The following is an 11,334-nucleotide window of genomic DNA, read 5'->3' on the forward strand; positions in this document are numbered from 1 at the left end:
GATGAAACGCCCGCTTGGACCTCACGGTCCGAGCGGGCGTTTCTGCATGTCAGGACCCTTGTGGGCCGGCAAACACGATGGGGTGTGACGAAGGTTTCACCGATCCACTCTTTCTGCTCCCGTCCGGAACGGGAACGCTGACCGTATCTGCAGGTGGTTCCGACACCACGCGCTTGCGGGGAGGCAACGTGCTCAGCTCGTATGACCGTCGCAGGTTCAACGAGATCGTTTCAGGTCTGCTCGCCGAGGATCCAAGCTTCGCGACACGTCAGCAACCCGAGCGCGAGCTGCCCAGTCGCCCGTTTGTCGCCCTGCTGCTGTGGATGAGCATGCCGCTCCTGATGGCGCTCGGCGGCTGGACGGGCTTTCTGATCGCGATGGTCGCCGGCGCATACGGGGTCCGGTTATGGTTCCGCGGTGCCGGTGCGCACCGGGAGAGACCCGTTCAGCGCGACTTCGAGTAGCTGCCGAGGCCGAACCATCCGTACTCATTGACATGTGTCTTTCTCGCGGCTGACTATGGGAGCGCTCCCAACTTCCTCTCACCCGGAGACAGCCGTGCAGATGCCACACCTACGGCGAGCCTTAGCGAGCACCGTCCTGCTCGCGACGGTCACCGCCGTCACCGCAGCACCCCCAGGCGCCCACGCGAACGGGTCCACAGTCGCACCCCGAGCCACCGCCGGCGCCACCGCCGCGGACACCTCGGTTGCGGTGGACGTCCGCGCCGGCCTGGCCACCGTTCCCGATACCGCGATCGGGGTCAATCACGCGATCTGGGACGCCGAGCTCGGCACCCCCGCCGTTTCCGACCTGCTGAAGAACGCGGGTGTCGGCATGGTCCGCTACCCGGGCGGGTCCTATGCCGACATCTACCACTGGCGGGATCACACCGCTCCCGGTGGCTACGTCGCGCCGAACACGGACTTCGACACGTTCATGGCCGGGGCCAGGCGGACCGGGGCCCAGCCGATGATCATTGCCAACTACGGGACCGGGACCGCGCAGGAGGCAGCCGACTGGGTTCGGTATGCCAACGTGACCAAGGGGTACGGCGCCAAATACTGGACCATCGGCAACGAGAATTACGGTAACGGGCACTACGGGACGGCGTGGGAGGCGGACGACCACGCGGACAAGAGCCCGAAGGAGTATGCCGCGAACGTGGTGGCGTACGCCGCGGCTATGAAGGCTGTTGATCCGACCATCAAGATCGGGGCGGTGCTGACGACTCCGGGGAACTGGCCCGACGGGATTGTCGGCGCGGGGGATTCGGGGACGTGGAACCAGGAGGTGCTCGCGCGGGCCGGGTCAGCGATTGATTTTGTCGACGTGCACTGGTATCCGGGTGGGAGCACCGCCGCGGAGGCGCTCACCAAGCCCGAGCAGATCGAGGACGCTGTCTACCTGCTTCGGCAGCAGCTCGACAGCCGGATCGGGATCAGCCTGACGGAGACCAACGTCGGGGTGGGTCCGAACACCCAGCCGGGGGCGCTGTTCCTCGCCGACGTCTACAGCGGGCTGCTCGAGCAGGGTGTGTTCACCGTGCAGTGGTGGAACGTGCACAACGGCATCGGGACAGTGTCGACCGTCGCGGGCCAGACCGATTACGGAGACTTCGGGCTGCTCTCCAGCGGCAACTGCACGGCGGACGGCACGGTTTGCGAGCCGCCGTTGAATACGCCGTTCGCGCCGTACCACGCGCTGAGTCTGATCGGCTCGTTCGCGAAGCCCGGCGACCAACTCGTTCAGGCCGGCTCCGACAATGCGCTCGTCAGCGCGCACGCGTCCCGCAAGGCGAACGGTGACCTGGCGGTGCTGCTGGTCAACAAGGACCCGGACCACGAACACACGGTCGCGCTGAACTATCACGGCTGGACGCCTGCCGGTCAGGTCCCGACCGTGGACTCCTTCACGAACGGGTCCGCGGGGATTACCCGGACCACGGCGGGTACGGCCGGAATTCAGGTGCTCCCCGCGTACGGAACAAGTGTGGTGACCCTGCACCCGGCCGCAGCCGAAACGGGTCTGCCGAAGGCGCCGGGGCGCCCGGTGATCACAACGGTGAGTGACCGGACCGCGGAGATCTCGTGGCCCGCGGCAACGCCCGGCACCAAGCCGATCGCGAAGTACGAGGTCTACCGCCAGCACGGGGGCGCCAGCGAGCAGCTCGGCGAAACAACCGGAACGTCCATCACCGTCCGCAACCTCGAGCCGGGCCGCCGCTACACAATCAACGTCCTGGCCCGGGACACCGCGGGTGGTCTCTCGCGGGCCTCGCTCCCGCTGACCTTCACCACGACCAGCCCGGCAGTGGCTCCCTGCTCGGTCCGGCTGCGCGACACGAACGACTGGGGCAACGGCTTCGTCGGCGACCTGGAGATCACCAACAACGGAACGGCCCCGGTCAACGGCTGGACCTTGACCTTCACCTGGCCCACCCACTGGCAGACCGTAGGCAGCGGCTGGAACGCCACCTGGGAACAGACGGGCACAACGGTCCGGGTCACCAGCGACGGCACCCTCGCCCCCGGCGCCAGCACCACAGCCGGCTTCGTCGGCGCCTACAGCGGCCCGAACGTCCTACCCGGCATCTTCACCCTCAACGGAAACGTCTGCACAACCCGCTGATCTCAGCCGGGGTAGAGCTCGCGCCGGGCGGCCGATCCGCTTCCTATGTGGACCGGTTCGCCCGGCTCGGCTTGTGCCATAAGCGATTTCGGGCAAAACCGAGGTTGGTTGTGATCTATGACTGAAAGTGTTCATGCAGTTACGATCAGCGGCAAGATCGCGCGCCCACCGGTGTACGCGTGCTTGATTTGACGGTTGTCTTGCCGCTGGCCGACCTCACGAGGAGCTGCAGTGGACGCGTACTTCATGACGGAACGCCATGAGCGATTGCGCAAGGAGGTGCGGGCGTTCGCGGAGACCGAGGTGCGGCTGCGCGTACACGAGATGGAGGAATCCCGGGTCGTGCAGCACGACCTGTCCCGGCTGATCGCCGCGCAGGGCTGGATCGGCGTCACGATCGGCCGCGAGTTCGGTGGCATGGGGCTCGGGCATCTCGCGAAGACCGTCATCATCGAGGAGCTGTCCCGGGTCAGCGGCGCGATGGGCGCGATGGTCCAGGCCTCCCAGCTCGGGGTCGCGAAGATTCTGCACTTCGGGAGTGCCGAGCAGCAGTCGACCTGGTTGCCCCGCATCGCGTCGGGCGACTGCCTGCCCACCATCGCGGTGACCGAGGAGGGCTCCGGCGGCCACGTCCTCGGCATGACCACCACCGCGGTCCGCGACGGCGACGATTACATCCTCAACGGGGGCAAGGTCTTTGTCGGCAACAGCCACGTCGGTGACCTGCACGGCGTGGTCGTACGCACCGGTGCCGGCTCGAAGGGGCTGACGGCGTTCCTGGTAGAGGCCGACCGGCCCGGGTTCTCCCTCGGCGCGCACCAGGCCTCGATGGGGTTGCACGGCTTCAGCTTCGGCGAGCTGAGCTTTGACAACTGCCGGGTTCCGGTGGCCAACCGGCTGGGTGCCGAGGGTGACGGCCTGCCGGTCGCCTACTCCTCCAGCATCCTGTACGGCCGGGCGAACCTGACCGCCGTCGCGCTCGGCATCCATCAGGCGCTGGTTGAGGAGACCGCCGCGTACGTCAAGGAGAAGCACCGGTACGGCAAACCGCTCGGCGACCTGCTCCCGGTCAAGCTGAAGCTCGGGCAGATGCAGTCCCGGCTGATGACGGCCCGGCTCGCGGCCTACCACGCCGTGCACACCCTGGACCAGGGGTTGCCCTGCGACGCCGAGCTGATGAACGCCAAGCTCGTCAACGTCGAGTCCGCACTGGACAGCGCGCGCAACGCGATGGAGATCCACGCCGCGGCCGGGCTGTACCCCGATCGGCCGGTGGAGCGTTACCTGCGCGACGCGTACCACATCTACGCGCCGGCCGGCACCTCCGACGTGCAGCTGCTGCGCCTGGCCGAGTTCGCGCTGGGGACCGCGAAGGGCCAGTGGTCCGAACGGCTCGCCCCCGCGGTCGCCGCCACCCCCTAAGCCTGTTTCCTGGCGTCCTCGCGCTGGTGGATCTGCTCGATCAGCTCGGCGGCCATCGACTTGATGGTCTCCAGCCCGGCCCGGCCCCACGGGCGCGGCTCGGTGTCGATGACGCAGATGGTGCCGAGCGTCGTACCGGTCCGGTCGATCAGCGGCGCACCCAGGTAGGACCGGATGCCGATCTCGTCGACCACCGGGTTTCCGGCGAAGCGCGGGTAGTCGCAGACATCGTCCAGGACCAGCGCCTTGCGGCGGACGACCACATGCGGGCAGTAGCCGTGGTCACGGTCCATGACCCGGCCCGGTGTCGCCGCCGCGTCACCCTTCGAGACCGCATGGAGACCTGCGAAATACTGCTGGTCCTCACTGATGAAGTTCACCATGGCGTACGGGCTCCCGGTGACCTCCGTGAGCCGGCGCGCGAACTCGTCGAAGGCCGGGTCCGGCTCCTCGCCGATGCCCAGCTCACGGAGCCGGCGCATCCGTAGCGGCACTTCCAGGTCGGTCGGGGTGAGCGATTGGTGCGGTGCCGAGTCGTAGATCATGCCGGGCTCCCTATGGCCGTCGGGGTGGCGAGCAGGTGCTGGACGAGCTGGATGAGTACGCCGGTGGCGGACCGGCTGTCGCGGGCATCGCAGATGACGATCGGCACCCGCGGATCGAGGTCCAGCGCCGCTCGCAGATCCGCGGCGCGATACCTGTACGAGTCGTCGAACTGGTTGACCGCGACCACGAAACCGATGCCCCGGGATTCGAAGAAGTCGACCGCCGCGAAGCAGTCCTGCAACCGGCGGGTGTCGGCCAGCACGACCGCGCCCATCGCTCCGGCGGACAGCTCGTCCCACATGAACCAGAAGCGCTCCTGGCCGGGCGTACCGAACAGATAGAGAATGTGTCTGCCGTCCACGGTGATCCGGCCGAAGTCCATCGCGACCGTGGTCGTCAGCTTCTGCTCGACCCCGGTCAGGCTGTCGTAGCCGACGCTCGCGGACGTGAGGATCTCCTCCGTACGCAGCGGCTCGATCTCGCTGACAGCGCCCACGAACGTCGTCTTGCCCACCCCGAAGCCGCCCGCGATCAGCAGCTTCAGCGCGGTGGGGAACGGGTCAGAGTCGTCGTTGTAACGCATTGAGAATGCTCTCCAGTACCGCCGTGTTGGTGGGTTCGGCCGTCGGGCCCGGCGACCGGGTGCGCACGGCACCGGCGTCGACCAGGTCCGAGAGAAGGATCTTCGTGACGACGGCGGGGAGCCGCAGCCGCGCCGCGACCTCCGCGACCGTCATCGGACTGCCACAGAGAATGAGCGCCTCGGCGTGGTCCGGCTCGAGCTCACCGTTCGGCGCCCGGCCGGTCGCCATCACCATCGACAGCAGCTCCATCGGTGTGCTGGGCGCGGTCCGCCCGTTGCTCACGGTGTACGGCCGGACGAGCCGCCCCGCCGCGTCGTCGAGCCAGTGCTCGTCCTCAGCCTCGGCGCCCACCATCGTCACCGTGCCGCTTGCCGCACTGGGGTGGAGAGATACGGCCGGACGCTCTTCACCAGCTGCGCCATCTCGTAGCCGAGCACACCCGGATCGGCGGCCTTGTCAGCGATCACCGCGAGCACCGCGCCGGAGCCGGCCGCCGAGACGAACAGCAGCGCGTCCTCGAGCTCGGCGACGACCTGGCGCACCGTCTCGCCGCCGCCGAACCGGGTGCCGGCGCTGCGGGCGAGCGAGAACAGGCCCGAGGAGATGGCCGCCAGATGATCCGCGGCGTCGTCGTCCAGCCCGTGCGCGGCCTTGCGCAGCCCGTCGGAGGAGAGCAGCAGGGCGCTACGGGTGTCCGGGACCCGTTCCACCAGCCCGGACAGCAGCCAGACGAGGTCCTGATCGTTTGTCGTCATCGGAGCACCTTTCTCAGCGGGGTGGGGGCCTTCAGCGGGGGCCTTCGCTACCGGGGCCTTTAGCGGGAGCTGGCGGCGGGCGGCTGTTCGCCGGCCTCGCTGCGGGACACGCCCTGCAGGAACGAGGCCATCAGGCCGGGATCTGTCTCACCCTCGTCGTTGAAGGTCGGCGGCTGGGGCGGCCCGGACTGCAGCTGCGGCGCGAGATGGGTCTGGCTGCTGCGGCGGGGCAGCGGCGGCGGGTTCTCGGCCGTCTCGCCGGCCGGTACGGGCTCCGGCTCCGGCGGCGCCGTTTGCGTGAGCGTTGCCGGAGCCGACTGCGTGAGCGTTGCCGGCGCCGTTTGCGTCCGCGTTGCCGGCTGCGTGAGCTTTGCCGGCCAGGCGGGCGGGGGCGGGGACGGGGGAAGCTGGGCCTGTGCCGGGGCAGGGGCGGTCAGCTCCAACGGCTCGGGCCGGTCAACGATCGGCTTCGGCCGGTCAACGATGAGCTTCGGCCGGTCGGCGATCAGCTTAGGGTCGTCCTGCGCGGAGCCGAGCAGGTGCCGCGGCAGCACGATCACCGCCTGGGTGCCGCCGTAGATGTTCGCCTGCAGCTGCACGGTGATGTGGTGCTGCCGGGCGATCATCGAGACCACGAAGAGCCCGATCCTGCCGTCGCGCAGCAGCTCGTCCAGGTTGATGTCGTCGGGGTTCGACAGGAGCCGGTTGACCCGTTCCCGGTCGACGGCCTGCATGCCCAGGCCGCGGTCCTCGACCTCGACCACCACCCCGGCGGTCACCATCTGGGCCCGCAGCAGCACCTGCGTGTGCGGCGGCGCGAACATCGTCGCGTTCTCGATGAGCTCGGCGACCAGGTGGATGATGCTGGCGACGGCGTGGCCCGGCACGGTGCCCTCGATCGGCGGCACGAGCTTGACCCGCGAGTAGTGCTCCACCTCGGCGATCGCGGAGCGCAGCACCTCGGTCAGCGCGACCGGGCGGCTCCACTGCCGCCGGGACACCGCGCCGCCGAGCACCGCGAGGTTTTCCGCGTGCCGCCGGATGCGGGTGGCCAGGTGGTCGACCTGGAACAGGCCCTTGAGCAGGTCGGGATCCTCGACCTCGTTCTCCAGCGCGTCCAGCAGCTTGATCTCACGGTGCACCAGCGACTGGAGCCGCCGGGAGAGGTTGACGAAGACCTCGACCTGACGACCGGCGGGGGTGCTCGTCGGGGAGGGGAGCTTCGCAGCCTCCCGCAACCTGCCCGCCTCGACCCGTGACTCGGCGGCCTCGGCGAGCGCGGCTTCCGCCTCGGTGTGGGCCCGCTCGGCAGCGGCCTTGGCGTTCTCGGCCTCCGCACGGGCGCTCTCGATCGTGGCCCGGGCGTTCTCGGCCTGGACCCGGGCGGTCTCGGCCAGGGCGCGGGCGTTCTCGGCGTCGGCGCGGAAGCCCTCGCTCTCCGCGCGGGCGTTCAGGGCGTCGGCCTGTGCCGCACCGGCTTCCGAGCGCAGTGGCAGCAGCAGATCCTCAGCGCGCCGTACGGTACTGAGCGCCCTGCCCGCGGCGACGCAGAGCACCACCACACCGACGAGGAAAGCGACGATGAGTACGATGTCCGACCGGCTCGGACCGGAGGCCCACAGGTATCCGGCCATCGCCGCGAACAGCAGGGCGGCGGCACCGGCGGGCGCCACGATGAGCCATGGCAACCGGCCCCGCAGCAGGGCGTCGTCCGGCACGGATGCAGGGGACGTGGCTAATTGGGGCATGAACATCCTCAAGCGCGGAGAGGTGTCGTGGCGGTAGCGATTCCATTGTGGAAGCGTCGACCACTCTAGTGCGCCCGATCATCTTGTCCAGCGGAGCTTTCCGCCCCTAAACGACCGTCCCATTCCACGTTTTTGGAAAGGTTCCAGTTAAGCGGTTTCGGGGGCGCTCGGCTCCGCCAGCCGCCGGGCCCGCTTGCCCCGCGCGATCTCCGTTGCCAGCGCGTCCAGGCGGGGCGCCCAGAAACCGCGGTAGCGGTCCAGCCACCTGTCCACCTCCTCCAGCGGCGCGGGGTCGACGGCGTACAACCGCCGGGTGCCCTCCGCTCGCACGGTGGTGAAGCCGCTCTCGCGCAGCACCTTCAGATGCTGGGAGACGCCTGGCTGGGAGATGCCGAACTCTTCCTGCACGACCTTGCCGACCTCGCCCGCCGACTGCTCGCCGTCGGCCAGCAGCTCGAGGATCCGGCGCCGCACCGGATCACCGAGAATGTCGAAAGCGTGCATTCGCCAAGAATAGACGCCGGAGCCGGCCCCACCCTGTGGTGAAGCCGGCCCCGGCGGTGAATCGCACGTGCCTAGTAGCGGAAGTGGCTGACCAGCGACTGCAGGTTGTGAGCCATGGTGCTGAGCTCGGTGACAGCCTGCCTGGACTGTGCGATGCCCTCCGTGCTCACCTGCGTGGCGCTCGCCAGGCCGGTGATGTTGGAGGCGATGTCACCCGCACCGGAGGCTGCCAGCGCGACACTGCGGCTCATCTCCTCCGTGGTCGCGGTCTGCTCCTCGACCGCGCTGGCAATGGTCGCCTGGTAATCGTTGATGTGCGCGATCACCGAGGTGATCTCGCCGATGGCGGTCACCGCTCCGGCCGTGTCGGCCTGGATGGCCTGAACCCGGCGCGAGATGTCGTCGGTGGCCCGGGCGGTCTCCTGCGCGAGATCCTTGACCTCGGAGGCGACCACGGCGAAGCCCTTGCCCGCCTCGCCGGCCCGCGCGGCCTCGATGGTCGCGTTGAGGGCCAGCAGGTTCGTCTGCTCCGCGATGGCGGTGATGACCTTGATGACCGTGGCGATCTCCGTGGAGGACTCGCCCAGCTTGCCGACCTGCTTGGTGGTGGCCTCGGCCACCGCGACCGCCTGGCTGGCCACCCGGGCCGCCTCGGTGGCGTTGTGCGAGATGTCGCGGATGGAAGCGCCCATCTCCTCGGTGCCCTTGGCGACAGCCGACACGTTCTCCGAGACGCCCGCGGCGGCCTGGGACACGCCGTGCGCCTGGTTGGCCGCCTGGTTCGCCGAGTCACCCATGGTGCTTGACGTCGAGGACATCTCCTCCGCCGCCGCAGCCACGGCCTGCGCTGAGCCCGCGACCGAGGACACGATGCGGCGCATGTTGTCCTGGGCCTCGTCCAGCGCGTGCGCCATCTGACCGACCTCGTCGCGGTTGGTCACGTGCGCCTCGACGGTCAGGTCGCCGTCGGCCATGGCCCGCAGCGCCGTCCGCACCCGCTGCAACGGACGGGTGATCGAGACAACCACGAAGTACGCCAGTACGCAGATCAGCGCCGCAGCCACCGCGATCGCGATCCAGAGGATGTACTCGGCACGGGCGCGGCTGTCCGCGGACGCCTTGTCCGCCCGGGCGATGGTGTCGGCGAACAGCGCGCGCTCGTTGGTGAGCACACCGCTGATCAGGTAGTTGTCGACCCCGATCTGTTCCCAGGCCAGCCGGGTCCCGGACGGGTCCGCCGCGGCGCCGGCCACGAACCGGGTCAGCGTCGCGGTGTAGTCCGCGGTCACCGCCTTGATCCTGTCCACCGCCGCGTCGAGCCCGCTCGGCAGCGCCACCTTCTCCAACTGCGCCACCAGCGCGTTCGTGGCGGCGACCTGAGCCTTCAAGAGGTCGACCTGGTCGCTGGGATCCGTACGGATCACGGACTCGAGGCCGTTGACCTTCAGCTCGCTCGCCTCCCGGTCCAGTTGCAGGACCAGCGCGCTCGCGGCGTTGATGTTCGCCAGCTCATCGGCGGTGTTCTCGGCGGTGCGGTCGTTGATGACCGTCACCGTCAGGCAGGCGCCCAGCGCGACGATGCTGGCGGCTACCAGGGTGGTCAGCTTCGTGCGTACGGGGAGATCCAGGAACCTTTGCCCCGGACCGCGTCGTGTGCTCATCTTCGTCCCTCCTGTCCGATGACCGTGAACTCAGCCGGCGATCTGCTCGGCGGTGTAGTAACCACCGTCGACCAGCACGCGCTGGTAGTTCGACTTGTCCACGTTCACTGGCTGCAGCAGGAACGTCGGCACCACCTCGACGCCGTTGTTGTACTGCTTCGTGTCGTTGACCTCGGGTGTTCCGCCGGTGATGAGCGAGTTCGCCATCTGCACGGCGACCTTCGCAAGCTCCCGGGTGTCCTTGTAAACCGTTTCACTCTGCAAACCGGAGGCGACCAGCTTCACCGAGTCGAGCTCGGCGTCCTGGCCGGTGATCACCGGCAGCTTCTTGGCAGTGCCGTAGCCGGCCTCCTGAAGCGCTTCGAGGATTCCGCGGCTAAGCCCATCGTAAGGGGAGAGGACCGCGTCGACGTGCTTGTTTGACAATGGCCCCACCAGCAAACTCTGCATCCGCTTCTTGGCCACGGCGCCATCCCAGCGCAGCGTGGCGACATCCTTGAATGCGGTCTGGCCGCTGACAACCTTCAGATCACCCGACGAGATGTACGGCTGGAGCACGCTCATCGCTCCGTTGAAGAAGAACGTGGCGTTGTTGTCGTCCGCCGAGCCCGCGAACAGCTCGATGTTGAACGGCCCCTTGCCCTTCTTCAGGCCCAGGTCGTCGACGATCGAGTTGGCCTGCATGACGCCGACCTTGAAGTTGTCGAACGTCGCGTAGTAGTTCACGTCGCCGCTGTCGCGGATCAGGCGGTCGTACGCGATGATCGGGATCTTCTTCGCCGCGGCCTTAGCCAGCACGTCCTTGAGCGCGCTGCCGTCGACGGAACCGATCACCAGAGCCTTGTCGCCCTGGTCGATCATGGTCTGGATCTGGCTGATCTGCTTGGTGACGTCATCCCCGGCGAACTGCAGGTCCGGGTTGTATCCCAGCAGTTTGAACTGGCTCACCATGCTGTCGCCGTCCGTGACCCAGCGCGCCGACTTCGTGGTCGGCAGGGCGATCCCGATGGAACCGCGATCGGGGGAGGCGACGCTGGTCTCGGCCTTGCTACTCCCGCAGCCGGAGGCTGTGGCTAGGACCAGGACCGTGGCAAGGGACCACCGCATCGGCTTCGGCACGGGCATTCGTTCCTCCAGGAACTCGACGACCTCCACGCCGCTCCCGGCGCGAAGTACTAGATCGGTCGTCCTGCCATCCGGTTGAGGCTTCCGGTGTGACCCAGGTCTACCCACCCCGATTTGGTGCCGCCGTAGCCACCTAGTAATGTTCTCTCTGCCGGCAGGGAAACGGACGCGGAAGCGGACGGCCTGCCAAACCCCAAGATCTACTTCATCGGGTACGGCCGCGCTTGCGGATCCGGGTCCGACGAATGGTCGCGGGCGCTTGATTCTCCTGGGGCCGGATTTGGCGCTGAGAGATAAAGCGAGTAAAGTTTAACGAGTGCCCCGGGCGGGCCGCTTCTAACAAGGAGCGGATTTCGGA

Annotated in this window: 11 protein-coding genes; 3 read left to right on the forward strand and 8 right to left on the reverse strand. The window is 68.2% G+C overall.

Annotated elements, in window-relative coordinates; translation table 11 throughout:
- Positions 1-188 precede the first annotated feature (188 nt).
- The 3 genes from Ahu01nite_RS49855 to Ahu01nite_RS49865 all read left to right on the forward strand — a co-directional run bounded on the left by Ahu01nite_RS49855 (position 189) and on the right by Ahu01nite_RS49865 (position 4,053).
- On the forward strand, positions 189-464 hold the full coding sequence (locus Ahu01nite_RS49855) for a DUF3040 domain-containing protein (protein ID WP_203843814.1): 276 nt from the start codon (positions 189-191) through the stop codon (positions 462-464).
- 100 nt (positions 465-564) lie between these two features.
- Positions 565-2,631 carry a cellulose binding domain-containing protein gene (locus tag Ahu01nite_RS49860; RefSeq protein ID WP_203843821.1) on the forward strand — a complete coding sequence of 689 codons (2,067 nt, stop codon included), beginning with the start codon at positions 565-567 and terminating at the stop codon, positions 2,629-2,631.
- 231 nt (positions 2,632-2,862) lie between these two features.
- On the forward strand, positions 2,863-4,053 hold the full coding sequence (locus Ahu01nite_RS49865) for an acyl-CoA dehydrogenase family protein (protein WP_239159805.1): 1,191 nt from the start codon (positions 2,863-2,865) through the stop codon (positions 4,051-4,053).
- Here Ahu01nite_RS49865 and Ahu01nite_RS49870 read toward each other — a convergent pair.
- The 8 genes from Ahu01nite_RS49870 to chvE all read right to left on the reverse strand — a co-directional run bounded on the left by Ahu01nite_RS49870 (position 4,050) and on the right by chvE (position 11,006).
- Positions 4,050-4,598: a GAF domain-containing protein gene (locus tag Ahu01nite_RS49870; protein ID WP_203843815.1), complete on the reverse strand. Its 549-nt coding sequence runs from the start codon at positions 4,596-4,598 to the stop codon at positions 4,050-4,052. The two genes, Ahu01nite_RS49865 and Ahu01nite_RS49870, sit on opposite strands and share 4 nt — an antisense overlap.
- The gene (locus Ahu01nite_RS49875) at positions 4,595-5,182 is read right to left on the reverse strand and encodes a GTP-binding protein (RefSeq protein WP_203843816.1); all 588 of its coding nucleotides are present in this window, start codon (positions 5,180-5,182) and stop codon (positions 4,595-4,597) included. Before Ahu01nite_RS49875 ends, Ahu01nite_RS49870 begins: the two co-directional genes overlap by 4 nt.
- Positions 5,160-5,537 (reverse strand): DUF742 domain-containing protein, encoded by a 378-nt coding sequence (locus Ahu01nite_RS49880; protein ID WP_203843823.1) that lies wholly within the window; start codon positions 5,535-5,537, stop codon positions 5,160-5,162. Before Ahu01nite_RS49880 ends, Ahu01nite_RS49875 begins: the two co-directional genes overlap by 23 nt.
- A gap of 2 nt (positions 5,538-5,539) precedes the next feature.
- A complete protein-coding gene (locus tag Ahu01nite_RS49885) occupies positions 5,540-5,938 on the reverse strand; it encodes a roadblock/LC7 domain-containing protein (RefSeq protein ID WP_203843817.1) in 399 nt (132 codons plus the stop codon).
- A gap of 59 nt (positions 5,939-5,997) precedes the next feature.
- Positions 5,998-7,656, reverse strand: coding sequence for a sensor histidine kinase (locus tag Ahu01nite_RS49890; RefSeq protein ID WP_203843818.1), 1,659 nt, complete (start codon positions 7,654-7,656; stop codon positions 5,998-6,000).
- 177 nt (positions 7,657-7,833) lie between these two features.
- Entirely contained in the window at positions 7,834-8,190 is a 357-nt protein-coding gene (locus tag Ahu01nite_RS49895; protein WP_203843819.1) for an ArsR/SmtB family transcription factor, read from the reverse strand.
- Positions 8,191-8,261: 71 nt separating this feature from the next.
- Entirely contained in the window at positions 8,262-9,851 is a 1,590-nt protein-coding gene (locus Ahu01nite_RS49900; protein WP_203843820.1) for a methyl-accepting chemotaxis protein, read from the reverse strand.
- Between the two features lie 30 nt (positions 9,852-9,881).
- The gene (gene chvE / locus Ahu01nite_RS49905; protein ID WP_369076644.1) at positions 9,882-11,006 is read right to left on the reverse strand and encodes a multiple monosaccharide ABC transporter substrate-binding protein; all 1,125 of its coding nucleotides are present in this window, start codon (positions 11,004-11,006) and stop codon (positions 9,882-9,884) included.
- Positions 11,007-11,334 lie beyond the last annotated feature (328 nt).

The organism is Winogradskya humida, assembly GCF_016862215.1.
GTDB lineage: Bacteria > Actinomycetota > Actinomycetes > Mycobacteriales > Micromonosporaceae > Actinoplanes > Actinoplanes humidus.

What these genes read in the sequence shown, in the direction of transcription:
- Ahu01nite_RS49900 (WP_203843820.1), bottom strand. Translation starts at nt 9,851, where the DNA reads ATGAGCACACGACGCGGTCCGGGGCAAAGGTTCCTGGATCTCCCCGTA.
- Ahu01nite_RS49880 (WP_203843823.1), bottom strand. Translation starts at nt 5,537, where the DNA reads ATGGTGGGCGCCGAGGCTGAGGACGAGCACTGGCTCGACGACGCGGCG.
- Ahu01nite_RS49875 (WP_203843816.1), bottom strand. Translation starts at nt 5,182, where the DNA reads ATGCGTTACAACGACGACTCTGACCCGTTCCCCACCGCGCTGAAGCTG.
- Ahu01nite_RS49870 (WP_203843815.1), bottom strand. Translation starts at nt 4,598, where the DNA reads ATGATCTACGACTCGGCACCGCACCAATCGCTCACCCCGACCGACCTG.
- Ahu01nite_RS49885 (WP_203843817.1), bottom strand. Translation starts at nt 5,938, where the DNA reads ATGACGACAAACGATCAGGACCTCGTCTGGCTGCTGTCCGGGCTGGTG.
- Ahu01nite_RS49860 (WP_203843821.1), top strand. Translation starts at nt 565, where the DNA reads ATGCCACACCTACGGCGAGCCTTAGCGAGCACCGTCCTGCTCGCGACG.
- Ahu01nite_RS49895 (WP_203843819.1), bottom strand. Translation starts at nt 8,190, where the DNA reads ATGCACGCTTTCGACATTCTCGGTGATCCGGTGCGGCGCCGGATCCTC.